The following is a 13,812-nucleotide window of genomic DNA, read 5'->3' as shown; positions in this document are numbered from 1 at the left end:
TGCGATTCTTATATCGCGCGATTTGCTCTAGGCCGAGCAAGCCCTGAAGAACGCTTTCACCTGCCGCCAGTCGGTGGAGGCGGCGTCGAGGTCGTGGCGGGAGTCGGCCACCAGCAGGTCCAGGTCGCCGGTGCGGCGAAAGGCGCTCAGCGCCGAGGCGTCGACCGTGGTGCGGGCCTCCAGCACGCCGCCGCCCATGTCCGACGCCGCCGGCTGGGCCTTCAGCCGGGTGACCGAGCCGCCCGAGGCCAAGGCGATCTCGCCGCCCGCCAGGCCCGTCGCGGTCAGGGTGAGGCTTGAGGCGCGGGGCGCGCAGGCCAGCATCATCACCACGTCGTCGCTGTTCGGCCGGCCGTAGGCCAGCTTGGGACCTTCGCCGACGTTGTTCATGTAGTTCCAGCCGTAGCCCGGCTGGCCGGGCCGCTCATGGCTGCAGGCGCCCAGCGTCAGCCCGCCCAGGGTCAGGAGCAGCAGCAAGGCGTTCGGAAGCAGGCGGCTGGACAGGACGCGGCGGGGCATGGACGATTCCTTCGTCAAGGGAACGTCTGTCGAGGCTCGCGGGTTCAGCGTCGCGCGGGCCATGGCTCCGGTCGCGTCAGGCCAGTTCAGGCGCTATCCTGGGCCAGAGCGCCAAATCTCATCCCGCCGAACGCAGGAAGAGCGGCGATTCGAGGGGGGCGGCGACGGCGGATTGGTCTATCGTCCGTCCGGCCCGAGCGCGTCGGGATCCCCGAAGGGAAGGACTTGAAGATCGGATTTTGGAGGGAAATGGTGGGCGCAGTAGGATTCGAACCTACGACCCGCTGATTAAGAGTTCGCGGCGCAAACGCGAAAATCGTTATTTTGTAAGGGGTTGGCGGTTTGCCGCTATAGTCGGATTTGGTCGGTTTTAGCCGTCTTTGGTCGTCAAACTCTCACGGATATTCTAGGCCCTGAACGGAGGCGCGGTTTGCGGCGTGGGCGCGCAGTAGCGAGGTGAGCAAAGGCAAGCGATCTGCCATTTCCGGCTTCCACCAAGGGAAGTGGTGCTGAAGTTCCGAGGCCCAAAGCAGCCGATAGATCTCTGGAGTTGTTGTCGCGTATCGCGTCACAGCGCAATCCCCATCTTCCGGTAGTGGGCTTCCAGCAGCACCAGGCCCTGGTCGGCGATCTCGGCGCCGATCTCACCATAGTGCTTGTCGTGCAGATCGGCGATGTTCTTGCGGCTCTGCAGGGTGCGGCTGGCCAGCTGGTCGTCGCTGAGGCCGGCGTTGCGGCCGAAGGTGACGGCGGTGTCGCGCAGGTCGGCGAACGTGAGGGTTTCCAGGCTGGGGCAGTCGGCCATGGCCAGCTCGCGCAGGGCGGCGAAGCGTTTGCGCAGCAGGTGGCTGTCGGCCTCGACGCCGGACTTGCGGCGATACTCGCGGTCGCGCTTGAGCCGAATGACCTGGCGGTCCTGGGCCTTGAGCGGCTTGATCTTCTCGCCCTTGCGGCGCTCCAGGATGGCGTCGTAGCGGGCCCGGCCGATGAAGGTCATGGGCGTGCCGCCCACCCGGCCGGTCTTCTGCCGGCCCTCCAGGCCGGTGAAGGCGCGGTAGTCGACCACGCGGTCCTCGGTCAGCTGCAGCACGTCGATCTGCGACCAGCTGAGGTCGAAGGCCAGGATGACGGCGTCGACCACGTCTTCATAGCCGTGGGCGTCGCCGGTGGCGACCAGGGCGCGCAGCTCGACCAGGGTGGCGGGGCGGATGCGGCCGGGCGGGGTCTCGCGGCTGACCGACTTGGCCCAGTTGGCCACGGCGCGGTTGCGGCGATCGTGGATCCAGTTGAGCCAGACCGAGGCGACGGCCAGCACGCCGCCGGCCTGGTTGACGCCGGCCGCCGCGTGCAGGGCCCAATAGGCGTCGTACATCGGATCGACCAGGTCCTGGCCCGGGTTCTCGAACGGCGCCAGGGCGAAGATGCTCATGGCTCGCACCTTGGCCAGGTTGGCCAGGCGCCGGGCCTCGCCGTCCGCGTCGTCGCGGGCGGGCAGCTGGGCGTAGCCGGCCAGGGCGTCGAACAGGCGCTGCAGCTTGTTCTTGTAGTCGCGCTGGGTGGCGGCGGCGTTGCTGGTGAACTCGCGGCTTTCCAGCCAGGCCGTTTCCAGGACGTCGATCCGCTCACGCGCGTCGACCTGGGCGGCGACCTCGGCGCGGCTGACACCGGGGGCGACGCCGACCAGGTAGTCGGCGCCCTCGGGCAGGGCCAGGCCCTGGCGCCAGTCCCTGGCGGCCTGGGCGATCAGCTTGGCGCGGTCGATCGCCGCGCCCAGGGCCAGCCATTGGCCGTCCGCGTCCTTGAGGTCGACGCCCTTCCAGCCGGCCTTGCGCAGGTTGGGCTCGGGGATCCAGCGCGGGCGGATCGATCCGTCGGCCTGCTGGCGCGCGGCGAAGCCGGCCGGCAGGCTGCCGTGGCGGCGCTGGCGACGGGCGGGGCGGGTCGCGGCGCGGGCGGGCTTGCGCATGGGAAGGGGCCTCCTCTCAAAAGGCCGGGGCGGCGATGGTGTCGCCGCCCCGGAGGATCGTCAACCGCGGCGGGCTCAGCCCCCGGCGGTCGAGGTGGATGGGTGGGCGGAAAAGCCCAGGTCGGCCAGGCCCTCGTCGAGGGTGGCGCCGATGGTGAACACCAGGCTGGCGACGTCCTGGGCCTGGGGCCGGGCCAGGCTGGCCCAGGCGTTGGCGTCGACCACATTGAACAGCGCGCCCAGGCCATTGAGGGCGCTGCGAGCCTGGACGATGGCGGCCGGCGGCGCTTCGGCGACGGACGGATGGGTGAAGGGCATCAAGAACTCCGCAGGGTTGGTCGCCCTCAGCACGGGGGCGGAAGCGGGCAGTAACGAGACTTCGCGCTGCGGTTGGCCATGCGACCGAAGGTCGCGAAACCCGCGCCGAGTGTAGGGTTTTGCGGTTCGCCTGGGGCCGTCGGTAAAGTGTTGATCGGGCGTCCAATCGGGCAAAAATGGGTTGTCAGGGTGACGTTGGGGCAGGGGTTTCGGGCGATGGCGCGGGCGGCGGAAGCATCCAGTGGGACGGCTCGGAGGTGAGGCAGATCGTGACGACCGCAAGAAGGCCTGCCTGGGTGATCCAGGTCTTGTGCGTTTGGCTCCACCAGTAGCCGACGAGGCGTTCGCCGTCGCGCCAGAGGTCGATGACCGTTCCGTCTTGGGGCGCGCTGTCGATGGTGCGCCACGCCACCTGGGCGTCTTCCAGCGCGTTGACAAGGTCGAACACGATCTCGCAGGGGTCGTCGGCTGGCGTCCAGCCTTCGAACTGGCCCTGCTGCCGTGTCAGAAGGTCGATGCGCTCCATGAGCCCTTTGCCGACGTTGGCCATGTCGATCAGGTCTGCTAGGTCGCTACAACCAGTCATCGTCAGGGCTTCGGCGAAATCTCCTTGCCAGAGCCGGCCAGCTTCTTTCGGCCAATCGCGATCTGTTTCCCCCTCAGGGCTCGCGGCCTTAACCGGATGTCGGGAGAGCCATTCGTCGGCCTTGACGTAGGCCGCTAAGATGTCCTCCAGATTAAACGCCATAGAATGGGACCACCATGGATACCGGCCGCTAGAGTTTTTGCGGCAGAACTCCTCCCATTGAAGTTGTTTTTCGGCGTTGCTGAACGCCTTCGGATCAATGATCCGCGCCAGTTCTTCACGGGGGCTGGTGGAGTTATTGGTCATGCCGCCCTCCCCACCTTCCCGCCCTGGCCGGCGGCCATCCATGCGGTGAGGCGCAGATAGTTCTCGTGGCTGAGGTCGCTGGCCACGTTCATGGCGCGGGTGAAGGTGGCGGCGCTGACGCCGGCCTGGGCGGCGGCCTCGCGCTGGGACAGCGGGGCCAGGCCCGCCATGTGCAGGCGCAGCTCGCGGGCGAACTGGCTGGCGTTGAACAGGGGCTCGGTCATCGGCCGTCGTCCTGGCTGGCGGCGCCGGGGCGCAGGGTGGCGGGGTTCCAGCCGATCAGCACGCGCTTGAGGCTGTCGGTCGGCTCTTCAGGCGCCCGGTTGGCCAGCTGCCAGGCCCAGAGGTCGGCCCAGCTGGAAAAGCCGTCCAGCGCGGCCAGGCGCGGCAGGTGCTCGGCGGCCTGGGGCATGGCCTGTTCGCAGGCCCGCAGCAGGCGCTCCAGCCCGGCGCCGTATTCGTTGAAGCTGGCCGCGGTGATCACCCGGCGCACGCCGGTCGCGTCGATCACCACGCTGGCGCGCAGCTCGCACAGGGCGCTGAAGCGCACGAGCGGCCGGCGGCGGCCCTGGGGCAGGTCGAGGGCGACCCGGCCGCCGGGCGCGGCGTGGACCTTGCCGCCGATGCGGCGGAAGGTCAGCACCTTGTCGTGCGCCTCGATCGGCCGCTTGAACTGGGGTTGGAAGACATAGGCGACCATGGCGGTCAGGCTCCTTTCTTCATCATCGCGGCCAGTTCGTTGCGCTGGCGCTGAAGGGTGGGGTTGGTGTGGGGCGCGAGCGCCGGTGGCGGCGTCGGTTCGGCCGTCGGACCGGCGTCGTTGTCGGCCGGGGCGGTTTGGGCGCCGGTGGCCCGGCGCGCGCACCAGGTTTCGACCGAGGCGGTGTCCCAGGCGTAGTTGCTCTCGGGCGGCTGGCGCAGGGGCGAGGGAAAGCCGCGGCGCGAGACGAACTTTTCCCAGACCTTGCGGAACCGCCAGTCGGATAGGCCGACGCGAAATGCGGTCTCCGACAGGCTGAGCGTGGGCTTGGGCGCGGCCTCGACCGGGGCGTCGCCGGGCTTGGCCAGCAGGGCGGCCAGCCATGGGCGCGGCGGCGGCTTGGGCTGGGTCTTGCTGCCCGGCGGCCGTCCGCGCGGGTGGGCGTGTTCGAGGGCGGTCATGGCTAAGCTGCCTCCTTCTTCCCGCCCTGCGGCGCCAGCAGGGCCTCGCGGGCGGCGGTGATCGCCTTGGGGTGCAGGAAGACGGCCGCGAAGCCGTCCAGGTGGGTGGCCGGGTGGTCTGCCAGTTCCTGCGCCAGGGTCAGCAGGCTGTTCCACGTGCGCTCGCCCATGGCGGTCAGCAGGTTTCCCTCGCCGGTTACCAGCCAGTCGGGCTCCAGGCTGCCGGGCGGCAGGGCGGTGACGCTGACCACCAGGCCGAAGTCGATCTGGTGGTGGGCGACGCTCTGGACGCCGGTCAGGAACCGGGCGTGCGGCGTGTGGCGGTCGATCTCGACCTGGACCGAGCGGGCCCAGGCCTGGTCCAGGCGGGGCATGGCGGCGCTCATGCGGCCCTCCTGTGATCGGAAAGGGTGAAGACGGTGGCCGTGCGGCGCACGCGCACATAGCCGGTGGGCGCCAGGGCCCGGGCGACCAGGTCGTGCTGGTCGGCGACGGGCGGCAGGAACAGATAGGCGAAGCCGTGCTCGAGCATGGCGCCGTCGGCGCCGACGATCCCCACCGACAGGCAGGGGCCGCTGGCGTGCTGGGCGTCGCGGGCGACGTTGCAGTCGCGCAGCTTGATCGACGCCCCCACGTGGCCGGCGTCGGCCAGGCGGTCCAGCAGGGTGTCGACCAGGGCGGCGATGTCGGCGCAGCGGGCGTCGGGCTGGAAGCCCTGGCCCAGGGCGAAGCGCGGGGCGCTCATGACAGCCGCTCCCAGATCGCCAGGGCGCCCTTGAGGCCGACGGTCCAGAACCACAGGTTCACGGCCGCCAGCACGAGGATCTTCTCGCCCAGGGTGGCGGGCTCGCCCCGGCGCGGGGCCGGGCGGTCCCGGACCAGGAAGACGCCGCGGCGGCTGTCCCAGGCGACGACGTCGTCATCGCGGGGCGGCGGGCTGTAGGGGGCCACGGCTCAGACCTCCCCGCGCAGGGCGGCCAGGCAAGCCTCGCGCGCCTCGCGGTGCACGCGCACCTCGTTGGCCGTAGCCTCGCGGCGACGGGGCTCCCAGGCCTCACGAACCTGGCGCTCGCGCTCGATGGCCTCCAGGGCCAGTTCCTCGGTGGCGAAGGTGGCCAGGACGCGGTCGCTCTTGACCGTGATGGCGGTGATGTCGCCGCGACGGACACCGCTGACCTGGCGGTCGGTCTGCTTGGTGACCCGCATGACGTCTCGTTCGCTGCCGTAGATCCCGCGAAGGATGCCCCAGTGAAGGGTAGGCTTGGGCTTGGCCACGGCTCAGACCTCCCCGATGGCGGAGAGGTAGAGATCCAGGATCGCGTCGACCTCCTGGCGCTTGGCGCGGTCGATCTTGCGCAGGGCGACCACCTTGCGCAGCACGGCGACGTCGAAACCGTTGCCCTTGGCCTCGGCGTAGACCTCCTTGATCTGATCGGCGATCGCGGCCTTCTCGGTCTCCAGCCGCTCGACGCGGTCGATGATCGACTTCAGCTGGCCCTGCGCGGTGCTGTTTAGCACGTCGGCATGCGGTGTGTTGGCGTCGGACACGTGGCCCCTCCCGTTGGTGTTTCGCGTGAAACGCGATGACGGAATGGAACCTGTGTCGATTTTGTCTAGACGTCAAGTCTATGTTCCACGTGGAACAAATGGCGATAGATGGCAAGGCGTCGGTGTGTGAAGCTTTTGGCATGCGCTCGGAACGCCTCTACGGGCCGTGGCCCCTCTTCGCGCTGGCGCTGCTAGCGGCCTTCGGTCTGATCGGCAGCTACGCCTTCGGACCGATGTCGTATGTCTTGGCCGGTACGGTGTTGGGTGCGGCGTCGTGCATGGTCGTCCGAAGCCACGAAAAGCAGCCGCTATCACCTGATGAGGAGGCGGCGGCTCGCGAGGCTTTCGACATTTCCACCGCAGCGCGCGGTTGGAGTCGTGGCTATAGGTCGCACGACAGCTGGCCTGACGTGATCCGTGACGCCCTTGCCGTGCAGGGCGTCTTCGCCGTGTTGGCGCTCGTGGCGTGGAATCTGGGGCCGGTGCTCTAGTTTCGCCAGGTGATCGCGTGCAGCGCCCGGACCTTGGTGGCGGGAATGGAGATCAGCCGATCCGGGTTGAACTGCTGGACGAAGACCTGCCCGTCCTTCTGGCTCTTGTAGACCTTGATCTGAACCGTTCCGTCGGTGAATTCGATCAGACAATCGCGGCCGCGGCCTGGGCTGAGGCCTATATGCGCAATGGCGATCTCCCCGGCGAATAGTCGCGGCTCCATGCTGTCGCCCAGGGCGCGGACGGCCACCAGATCACCAGCGCCGGACCAGAACGGCGGTGGGTCTATCCAGTCGATGATCTTGTCGGGGCTGAAGCTGATGTGCTCGTCGCCCTGGGGAGCCGCGTAACCATAGACCGGCACGCGGGTCTGCGGCGCGCGACGACGCCCGGCCAGGTTGGCGACGGGGGTTTCGGAGGTGGCGCCGCTGGTGCTGAAGAACTCCTCGATCTTCAGCAGCTCGTCCGCCTTGAGCTGACGGGTGCCGTTGATGGTCTTGGTCAGGCTCGATGGGTCAATGCCCGTGAACCGCGACAGGTCGGCCTGTTTCTTGCCGATGCGGCGCAGGCGTTCGGGAAGATCGGAAATGTCCATGCGATAGAGCATGGACAAATTGTCTTCATGTCGCAGTTGCGCGTTTGACCAAATCACTTGATGCCTCGTCTGGACGAAACGTCTAGACAGGATCGCATCAATGGACGGCGAAGCTCCAGCGCGCAAGGCCATACGCCACCTGGGCGTCAAGAAAATTGCTCACGCCTGCGATTTGACGACGGACGCGGTTCACAAGTGGGCGAACCGTGGCGGCGGCCTGATCCCAGCCGAGCACCAGGGCGCTGTCCTGGCTCTGGCGGAGCGTGAACGCGCCCCCCTGACCGCCGAAGACATGATTGGCGTGGCCCAATGAACACGCCGAACGCTGTTCCACGTGAAAACATCGTTAACGCCGATCGCGGCGAGGCGGTGGCGTCATGACCGTCTTCTGGACAGAGACCGACGCCGCCACCTGGCGGGCTTTCGTCGCCGAGGCCTGGGCCGTCGCCCGCAAGCCGTCTCGCGCGGTGGCGCGGTTGCGCCGCGCCGCCAAGAAGGCCGGCAAGGCCGTGCCGCCGACCGCCGACGACCTGGGTCGCGGCCATTGCATCCTGCTGTGGAAGTTCGCGACCACCTTCGTGGCCCTGGACGACGCCGGACGCGCCGAGAACGCCGACAAGCTGGCCGACCACGCCAGCCTGGCCAACGGCTGGGTCAATCCGGTGAGCCGGGCCGCGGGCGCGATCAACCGGCTGATGCTCCGCCCTGAGCTGATGGCGCCGCCGCCGGCCCTGCGAAAGCGCCGCGACATCGACGACATGGAGGACTGAGCCATGTCGGGGGGCGCCAGCAGCGAACGGAAGATCCAGCCCGAGGCCTACGCCGTGGCGCGGGGGCGGTGGATGGTGGTGGCGGCCGTGGTCGCCGATCATGAGGGGGTGCGGCTGACGGCCGTGCAATATGCCGGTGGCGGCGAGACGCGGGCCGGCCTGGAGCTGATCCGGGCCCGGCGGCTGAGCTGCTACCTGGCCCAGGTGGCGGCCGAGATCAGCCAGCACGCCCTGGCCAACGTCTCGCGCCTGACCCGCAAGACCATCCGCGAGCACGTGCGCTGGGTCGAGGACGCCCGCGGCGACGGGGATGGGCCGCTGTCGATCGAGCTGGACGCCCTGACGGCGGAAATCCAGCTGCGCCTGGCCAGCCGCGCCTATGCCGCCGCGCGGCGCGAGCTGGAGGGGGCGCGCCGCCTGGCCGCCCAGGCCGGCGCCGCCCCGCCGCCGCTGCTGTCGGCGCTAGATCCCGAGCTGGACGCCATGCTGTCGGCCATCGCCCGCAAGGAAGACGCCCAGGCTGCCTGGCGGCGGCTGTGCGACCAGACCGAAGCCCAGCTGGCCGCCGTCGAGGCGGGCCAGGGCGCGGCGCTGCTGGGCCGCGCCGCCAGCGAGGGGCCGCCTGATGCCGATCCGTCCTGAAAACCGCCGCCGCTATCCCGCCGACTGGCCCGCGATCAGCCGCGGCAAGAAAGAGCGCGCCGGCTGGCGCTGCGAGGGCTCGCCGATGTATCCGGCCTGCCGGGCCAAGCATGGCGAGCCGCACCCGGTGACCGGCTCGCGCGTCGTTCTGACCACGGCCCACCTCGACCATACGCCGGAGAACTGCGCCGACGAGAACCTGAGGGCGTGGTGCCAGCGCTGCCACAACACCTATGACCTGCAGCACCGGCTGAGGAACGCCGCGGCGCGGCGGGCGGAGGCGCGGGCATGAGCACGCGCCTCCGCCTGGCCTGCGACAGAGCGCGTGCGGCCACCCTTAGGGACTGGCTGGAATACGTCGCCGAGACGGCGATCGACATGCTCGACGCCCTGGACGCGGCCGACGAGGGCCGCGAGCTCGACGAAGATTTCGAACCCGGCGACGAGGTGCTGCGATGAGTAGGCCGCGGCTTCTGGACCTGTTCTGCTGCGCGGGGGGGCGGGCTACGGCTACCATCTCGCTGGCTTCGACGTGGTTGGCGTGGATATCGAGCCGCGCCCGTCGTACCCGTTCGAATTTCGGCAGGCCGACGTCATGACGCTCGATCCTGCATTCCTGGCGAGCTTTGACGCCATTCATGCGAGCCCTCCGTGCCAGGAACATTCGGCCACGGTGCACATTCACGGCCCTGGTCGACACCTCGACCTGATCGAGCCGACCCGCGCGCTGCTGGTCCGAAGCGGCAAGCCGTACATCATTGAAAATGTCGTCGGTGCGCCGCTGATCGACCCTGTCGTTCTGGATGGGCCGATGTTCGGCCTTCGGGTGTATCGCCGCCGTCTGTTCGAGTGCTCGTTCTTCGCCCTGACGCCCCAGCGGCCCACACCTCGTGTTCGGGGCAGCACGAACGCGGGCCGTGGCTACAGTTCGTTCGCGGCGGGCGCGAAGATGATCTGCGTGGCGGGGAACAATTTCCGTCGTGCGGACGGCGCCGCCGCCATGGGCATAGACTGGCCCGCCACGCGCGCTGAGATCGCGCAGGCCATTCCGCCGGCCTACACCGAATTCCTGGGCCGCCAGCTTCTGGCCCAGGTCACGGCGGCGAGGGCCGCCGCATGACCGCCTCCCGCCGCGAACTCCCCTACGCCTGGCCCGTGGTCAAGGCCGCGATGCAGCAGACCTTGCCGCGGCTGCTGGACCGCTTCGGCTTTGGCCAGTCGCGCCCTGACTTCCAGGGCCGCATCTGGCCGGTGAACCCCTGGCGCGACGATCGCCGGCCGGGCAGCTTCAACATCGCCGTGCGCGACGTGCCGGGCCTGGACGCCGGCGGCTGGCACGATTTCGCCACCAAGGACGGCGGCGACATCTTCGACCTGGTCGCCCGCTGCGAGCGCCACGCCGACAAGATGAGCACCTATTGGTGGTGCCTGGAATGGCTGGGCTGGGGCAAGGGCGACGTACGCACCAAGGCCCAGGCCGACCAGGACCGGGCCCGCGAGGAAGCCAATCGCAAGGCCGCCGAGGCCCGCAACGGCGAGCAGGCCAGCGCCCGCCGCCAGAAGCTGCTGAAGTACTGGCTGGGCCTGGAGCCGATCGCCGGCACGCTGGCGGAAACCTATCTGCGCCAGGCGCGGGGCATCGACCTGTCGCGCCTGCCCAAGATCCCCGGCGCCCTGCGCTTCGATCCGGCCTGCGACCACCTGGACGACGAGACGGGCGAGGTGACCACCTGGCCGGCCATGGTCAGCCACATGACGCGGCGGTCCAGCCTGGCGGGTCTGCACCTGACCTGGCTGGCGCCCGACGGCGGCGGCAAGGCCCCGGTGACCCCGGCCAAGAAGATGCGCGGTCAGATCAGCGGCGCGGCCATTCGCTTGACCCAGGGCCCCAGCCTGATGAGCCCCAGCGAGGCGGCGGAGCGCAAACGCTTTGACCCGCTGCTGATCGGCGAGGGGATCGAGACCACCCTGACCTGCGCCGTGGCGCGGCCCGACTATCGCGCCTGGGCGGCCGGATCGCTGAGCCTGATGGGCCTGCTGGAATGGCCCCCCTGCGCCAGCGCCGTGATCCTGTTGAAGGACAACGACTGGAAGCCCGAAGCCCTGAAGGCCTTCGAGCGCGTGGAACAACACTGGCGCTCACAAGCCGCCGGCCGCCCCCTCAAGGTGGTGGGCGCGGCCGTGGGCAACGACTTCAACGATTGGGTGCGTGGGTGATTTGGCAGCAGTCCTGGAGAGCGGACCCGTTCGCGCGCGAGATCGCCGACCGTCACTATTCGCGTCAGACAGTTGGCGCGACGCAGTTCGTGGCCACCGGCAGCTGCGTTGTTTTCAAAGCGCTGACTGCAACCGGGCGGGCGTACTGGGTCACAGGCTGGCCCAAGGCGGAGTGGGTTAAGCACGCCTGGGCAGGGGCTTGGATGTGTGCGGCCTTTCGTAACGAAGGTGCAGGCCTTTCGTCTGACCTGATCCGCCAGGCCGTGGCCGCGACGCGGGCCTATTACGGGGAGCCGCCATCGCTCGGGATGGTGACATTTGTGGACGCCGCCAAGACGGCGCGCGGTCGCTCTCGGACCGCGCGTCCAGGGCAGTGCTTCCTCGCGGCGGGTTTTGACGACGTGGGCCAGACTGCTGGTGGTCTTCATGCCCTTCAAATGCTGCCAGAAGCCATGCCGGCAGCCGAACCCGCGATTGGCGCTCAGCAAGGTCGCGTCGCATGAGCCCGCCCGCCAACAACCGCCTGGCGGAGATCGCCCGCGAACTCGATCTGGACGAGGTGGAGCTGCAGCAGCTGCGCGAGGCGGCGGCTGGCGATCCCCAGGCCGGCGAGCCGCGCTATATCGGCCAGGAGGTGGTGGAGCCCGGCGCCTGGCGCGAGGGCGGCCATTTCGACCGGGTGACGGGCCTGCCGGAGGGCTGCCCGGTGGCGCCGTTGGGCAAGGCTGGCGACGTGGTCTATCTGCTGGATACCCTGGGCGAGGTTTCGACCTTGAAGGCCAGCAGCAGCGGCAAGGGGCCGATCGGCTATCTGTTCGCCGGTCGCAGCGCGTTCCTGGAATGGGCCTGGCCGCGTTTCGGCAAGGCGGCCAAGGGCGGCAAGCGGCCCGTGGTGGGCTGGGAGGCCGACGACGCCCGCCAGGCCATTGTCGACGCCTGCGCCTGGAAGGGCGTGTTCGACGATGTCGACCGCGTGCGCGGGCGCGGGGCCTGGCTGCACAGCGACGGCAGCCTGATCTATCACGCCGGCAGCCGCGTGCTGTTCCAGGGCAAGTGGCAGCATCCGGGCGAGCTGGGCGACTGGGTGTTTCCGGCCCGCACCCCGATCATGAGCCCCCAGCCGGCGGCGGCCGACCCGGGCCAGGTCGAGAGCCTGATGATGCTGCTGGAAACCTGGAACTGGACGCGCGGCGAGCTGGACGCGCGGCTGCTGTTCGGCTGGATCGCGGCGGCGATGATCGGCGGCGCCCTGGATTGGCGGCCCATGGTGTTCCTGACCGGTGACGCCGGCACGGGCAAGAGCACGCTGCAGAAGCTGATGGCGGCGGTGATCGGCCGGGGGCTGGTGTCGTCGGTGAACACCACGGGCCCGGCGCTGTATCAGCGGCTGAAGCACGACGTGGTGCCGGTCAGCGTCGACGAGCTGGAGAGCGAGGCCGACACCCGCGCCGCCGACGTGGTGATCAAGCTGGTGCGCACGGCGGCCAGCGGCGGCAAGATCAGCCGCGGCAGCAGCGAGGGCGTGGCGCGGGAATACGAGTGTCGCAGCGCGTTCGTGCTGTCGGCCATCAACCACCCGCCGCTGGGCGGCCAGGACGAGCAGCGCCTGGCCATCCTGGCTCTGCGGCCGATCGAGAAGGCGGCCGTGGACGGCCTGTTCGAGGGGCTGGAGCCGCACAAGGTGGGTGCGGCCCTGCTGCGTCGGATGATCGACGGCTGGCCGCGCTGGGCCCGGACGCTGAAGGCCTATCGCAAGGCCCTGATCGAGGTGGGCGGCCACACGGGCCGCAGCGCCGACCAGTTCGGGCCGATGATCGCCGCCTGGCACATCGCCCTGCACGACGCTGACCCGGACCCCGGCATGCTGGACTATTGGGTCAAGGCGCTGGACGTATCGATCCTGGCCGAGGCCAACGGCCAGGCGCCCAACTGGCGCCAGTGCCTGAACCACCTGGTCGACGTGCAGCCAGACGCCCTGCGCACCTACGCCCACAAGAACCTGGGGCCGTACATCCAGGGCTTCAGGGACCAGAACCACCTGGATGACCTGGAAAAGCGGGCCAATGACGTGGGTCTGGCGATCAGCTTCGCCAAGGGCGCTGCCGATACATGGGAGAACGCACGCCTGTTCATTCCCAGCACCCACCCGGAGGTCAGCCGGCTGTTCTCGGGCACGCAATGGGGCGGCCGGCCGGGCGCCGGCGGCGTCTGGGCCAGCGCCATGCTGCAAGCCCCTAAGGACGTGGCCTGGGCGGGCGTGTGCGGCCGAGGCCTGGACCGCGAGCGCAAGGGCGTGCTGGTGCGCCTGAGCGCGGTGTTTGGGCCGTCCTCGGCCTCTTCCAGCCCCTGAAGCCCACAGGCAGGTGACGGCCAGCCCAGGACGCGCGCAGCGCCCGTCCTGGGCGGTGCGGCCGTCACTCCAGCCAGACCCGCATGAAGGGCGACGCTACAGCGTCGCTCCGCTTCTCCAACCCCTTGGACCCTGACCCGATACGGGTCTGCGGTCGGGCCGCCAGGCCCGCGCCCGGACCCCTTCGCCGACGCTAATTGAGGGCCTTAACCCTCCCCCGACCCATCCCGGGGATACAAGAAAGAGGGCGCGGAGCCGCCCGACGGCGTCCAACCGGTCCAACCGGAGCCAGGTTGGACGCAAAGCCTTGCCCGGCAAGGGCTCAAGCCTCATCCAACCATC

At 69.5% G+C, this 13,812-nt stretch carries 23 protein-coding genes; 10 read left to right on the top strand and 13 right to left on the bottom strand.

From position 1 onward, the window contains the following. Positions 1-27: 27 nt before the first annotated feature. The 12 genes from EV278_RS11195 to EV278_RS11145 form a co-directional block, all read right to left on the bottom strand. Positions 28-519, bottom strand: a complete 492-nt coding sequence (locus tag EV278_RS11195; RefSeq protein WP_243692158.1) for a hypothetical protein — start codon at positions 517-519, stop codon at positions 28-30. A 568-nt stretch (positions 520-1,087) separates the two neighbouring features. Then, a complete protein-coding gene (locus EV278_RS11190) occupies positions 1,088-2,485 on the bottom strand; it encodes a hypothetical protein (RefSeq protein ID WP_132090838.1) in 1,398 nt (465 codons plus the stop codon). Between the two features lie 75 nt (positions 2,486-2,560). Next, positions 2,561-2,803, bottom strand: coding sequence for a hypothetical protein (locus EV278_RS11185; RefSeq protein ID WP_132090834.1), 243 nt, complete (start codon positions 2,801-2,803; stop codon positions 2,561-2,563). Between the two features lie 184 nt (positions 2,804-2,987). Further along, positions 2,988-3,695 (bottom strand): hypothetical protein, encoded by a 708-nt coding sequence (locus EV278_RS11180; protein ID WP_132090831.1) that lies wholly within the window; start codon positions 3,693-3,695, stop codon positions 2,988-2,990. Next, on the bottom strand, positions 3,692-3,919 hold the full coding sequence (locus tag EV278_RS23995; protein WP_165916611.1) for a hypothetical protein: 228 nt from the start codon (positions 3,917-3,919) through the stop codon (positions 3,692-3,694). Before EV278_RS23995 ends, EV278_RS11180 begins: the two co-directional genes overlap by 4 nt. After that, positions 3,916-4,395: a hypothetical protein gene (locus EV278_RS11175; RefSeq protein ID WP_132090828.1), complete on the bottom strand. Its 480-nt coding sequence runs from the start codon at positions 4,393-4,395 to the stop codon at positions 3,916-3,918. Before EV278_RS11175 ends, EV278_RS23995 begins: the two co-directional genes overlap by 4 nt. 5 nt (positions 4,396-4,400) lie before the next feature. Continuing rightward, positions 4,401-4,856 (bottom strand): hypothetical protein, encoded by a 456-nt coding sequence (locus EV278_RS11170; protein ID WP_132090825.1) that lies wholly within the window; start codon positions 4,854-4,856, stop codon positions 4,401-4,403. Between the two features lie 2 nt (positions 4,857-4,858). Continuing rightward, entirely contained in the window at positions 4,859-5,242 is a 384-nt protein-coding gene (locus EV278_RS11165) for a hypothetical protein (protein WP_132090822.1), read from the bottom strand. Continuing rightward, entirely contained in the window at positions 5,239-5,601 is a 363-nt protein-coding gene (locus EV278_RS11160) for a hypothetical protein (protein ID WP_132090819.1), read from the bottom strand. Before EV278_RS11160 ends, EV278_RS11165 begins: the two co-directional genes overlap by 4 nt. Beyond that, positions 5,598-5,807 (bottom strand): hypothetical protein, encoded by a 210-nt coding sequence (locus tag EV278_RS11155; protein WP_132090816.1) that lies wholly within the window; start codon positions 5,805-5,807, stop codon positions 5,598-5,600. Before EV278_RS11155 ends, EV278_RS11160 begins: the two co-directional genes overlap by 4 nt. 3 nt (positions 5,808-5,810) lie before the next feature. Beyond that, positions 5,811-6,131, bottom strand: coding sequence for a hypothetical protein (locus EV278_RS11150; protein ID WP_132090813.1), 321 nt, complete (start codon positions 6,129-6,131; stop codon positions 5,811-5,813). 3 nt (positions 6,132-6,134) lie between these two features. Next, positions 6,135-6,404 carry a DUF2312 domain-containing protein gene (locus EV278_RS11145; RefSeq protein WP_132090810.1) on the bottom strand — a complete coding sequence of 90 codons (270 nt, stop codon included), beginning with the start codon at positions 6,402-6,404 and terminating at the stop codon, positions 6,135-6,137. Between the two features lie 80 nt (positions 6,405-6,484). Here EV278_RS11145 and EV278_RS11140 point away from each other — a divergent pair, with 80 nt between their 5' ends. Beyond that, positions 6,485-6,895, top strand: a complete 411-nt coding sequence (locus EV278_RS11140; RefSeq protein ID WP_132090807.1) for a hypothetical protein — start codon at positions 6,485-6,487, stop codon at positions 6,893-6,895. Here EV278_RS11140 and EV278_RS11135 read toward each other — a convergent pair. After that, complete coding sequence (locus EV278_RS11135; protein WP_165916610.1) at positions 6,892-7,503, bottom strand: S24 family peptidase; 612 nt, start codon at positions 7,501-7,503, stop codon at positions 6,892-6,894. The two genes, EV278_RS11140 and EV278_RS11135, sit on opposite strands and share 4 nt — an antisense overlap. A gap of 88 nt (positions 7,504-7,591) precedes the next feature. Between EV278_RS11135 and EV278_RS23990 the strand changes: the two genes are divergently transcribed. The 9 genes from EV278_RS23990 to EV278_RS11095 all read left to right on the top strand — a co-directional run bounded on the left by EV278_RS23990 (position 7,592) and on the right by EV278_RS11095 (position 13,470). Continuing rightward, the gene (locus EV278_RS23990) at positions 7,592-7,804 is read left to right on the top strand and encodes a helix-turn-helix domain-containing protein (protein ID WP_165916609.1); all 213 of its coding nucleotides are present in this window, start codon (positions 7,592-7,594) and stop codon (positions 7,802-7,804) included. 64 nt (positions 7,805-7,868) lie between these two features. Continuing rightward, entirely contained in the window at positions 7,869-8,261 is a 393-nt protein-coding gene (locus tag EV278_RS11125) for a hypothetical protein (RefSeq protein WP_132090798.1), read from the top strand. 3 nt (positions 8,262-8,264) lie between these two features. Beyond that, a complete protein-coding gene (locus tag EV278_RS11120) occupies positions 8,265-8,903 on the top strand; it encodes a hypothetical protein (protein ID WP_132090796.1) in 639 nt (212 codons plus the stop codon). Continuing rightward, complete coding sequence (locus tag EV278_RS11115; protein WP_207905476.1) at positions 8,887-9,195, top strand: hypothetical protein; 309 nt, start codon at positions 8,887-8,889, stop codon at positions 9,193-9,195. The genes EV278_RS11120 and EV278_RS11115 overlap by 17 nt, the downstream gene beginning before the upstream one ends. Further along, positions 9,192-9,362 (top strand): hypothetical protein, encoded by a 171-nt coding sequence (locus EV278_RS23985; protein WP_165916608.1) that lies wholly within the window; start codon positions 9,192-9,194, stop codon positions 9,360-9,362. Before EV278_RS11115 ends, EV278_RS23985 begins: the two co-directional genes overlap by 4 nt. Positions 9,363-9,444: 82 nt before the next feature. Further along, positions 9,445-10,023: a hypothetical protein gene (locus EV278_RS11110; RefSeq protein ID WP_207905475.1), complete on the top strand. Its 579-nt coding sequence runs from the start codon at positions 9,445-9,447 to the stop codon at positions 10,021-10,023. Continuing rightward, positions 10,020-11,120 carry a toprim domain-containing protein gene (locus tag EV278_RS11105; protein WP_132090793.1) on the top strand — a complete coding sequence of 367 codons (1,101 nt, stop codon included), beginning with the start codon at positions 10,020-10,022 and terminating at the stop codon, positions 11,118-11,120. Before EV278_RS11110 ends, EV278_RS11105 begins: the two co-directional genes overlap by 4 nt. Beyond that, complete coding sequence (locus EV278_RS11100; RefSeq protein ID WP_132090790.1) at positions 11,117-11,623, top strand: hypothetical protein; 507 nt, start codon at positions 11,117-11,119, stop codon at positions 11,621-11,623. The genes EV278_RS11105 and EV278_RS11100 overlap by 4 nt, the downstream gene beginning before the upstream one ends. Next, entirely contained in the window at positions 11,620-13,470 is a 1,851-nt protein-coding gene (locus EV278_RS11095) for a hypothetical protein (protein ID WP_132090787.1), read from the top strand. Before EV278_RS11100 ends, EV278_RS11095 begins: the two co-directional genes overlap by 4 nt. Positions 13,471-13,812 lie beyond the last annotated feature (342 nt).

This window comes from Caulobacter sp. BK020 (genome assembly GCF_004342605.1).
Lineage (GTDB): Bacteria > Pseudomonadota > Alphaproteobacteria > Caulobacterales > Caulobacteraceae > Caulobacter.
This window is presented reverse-complemented; position numbering and strand designations above follow the sequence as displayed.

Coding starts and splice junctions, on each gene's coding strand:
- EV278_RS11195 (WP_243692158.1), bottom strand. CDS start 519: ATGCCCCGCCGCGTCCTGTCCAGCCGCCTGCTTCCGAACGCCTTGCTG.
- EV278_RS11190 (WP_132090838.1), bottom strand. CDS start 2,485: ATGCGCAAGCCCGCCCGCGCCGCGACCCGCCCCGCCCGTCGCCAGCGC.
- EV278_RS11185 (WP_132090834.1), bottom strand. CDS start 2,803: ATGCCCTTCACCCATCCGTCCGTCGCCGAAGCGCCGCCGGCCGCCATC.
- EV278_RS11180 (WP_132090831.1), bottom strand. CDS start 3,695: ATGACCAATAACTCCACCAGCCCCCGTGAAGAACTGGCGCGGATCATT.
- EV278_RS23995 (WP_165916611.1), bottom strand. CDS start 3,919: ATGACCGAGCCCCTGTTCAACGCCAGCCAGTTCGCCCGCGAGCTGCGC.
- EV278_RS11175 (WP_132090828.1), bottom strand. CDS start 4,395: ATGGTCGCCTATGTCTTCCAACCCCAGTTCAAGCGGCCGATCGAGGCG.
- EV278_RS11170 (WP_132090825.1), bottom strand. CDS start 4,856: ATGACCGCCCTCGAACACGCCCACCCGCGCGGACGGCCGCCGGGCAGC.
- EV278_RS11165 (WP_132090822.1), bottom strand. CDS start 5,242: ATGAGCGCCGCCATGCCCCGCCTGGACCAGGCCTGGGCCCGCTCGGTC.
- EV278_RS11160 (WP_132090819.1), bottom strand. CDS start 5,601: ATGAGCGCCCCGCGCTTCGCCCTGGGCCAGGGCTTCCAGCCCGACGCC.
- EV278_RS11140 (WP_132090807.1), top strand. CDS start 6,485: ATGTTCCACGTGGAACAAATGGCGATAGATGGCAAGGCGTCGGTGTGT.
- EV278_RS11135 (WP_165916610.1), bottom strand. CDS start 7,503: ATGCTCTATCGCATGGACATTTCCGATCTTCCCGAACGCCTGCGCCGC.
- EV278_RS23990 (WP_165916609.1), top strand. CDS start 7,592: ATGGACGGCGAAGCTCCAGCGCGCAAGGCCATACGCCACCTGGGCGTC.
- EV278_RS11125 (WP_132090798.1), top strand. CDS start 7,869: ATGACCGTCTTCTGGACAGAGACCGACGCCGCCACCTGGCGGGCTTTC.
- EV278_RS11120 (WP_132090796.1), top strand. CDS start 8,265: ATGTCGGGGGGCGCCAGCAGCGAACGGAAGATCCAGCCCGAGGCCTAC.
- EV278_RS11115 (WP_207905476.1), top strand. CDS start 8,887: ATGCCGATCCGTCCTGAAAACCGCCGCCGCTATCCCGCCGACTGGCCC.
- EV278_RS23985 (WP_165916608.1), top strand. CDS start 9,192: ATGAGCACGCGCCTCCGCCTGGCCTGCGACAGAGCGCGTGCGGCCACC.
- EV278_RS11105 (WP_132090793.1), top strand. CDS start 10,020: ATGACCGCCTCCCGCCGCGAACTCCCCTACGCCTGGCCCGTGGTCAAG.
- EV278_RS11095 (WP_132090787.1), top strand. CDS start 11,620: ATGAGCCCGCCCGCCAACAACCGCCTGGCGGAGATCGCCCGCGAACTC.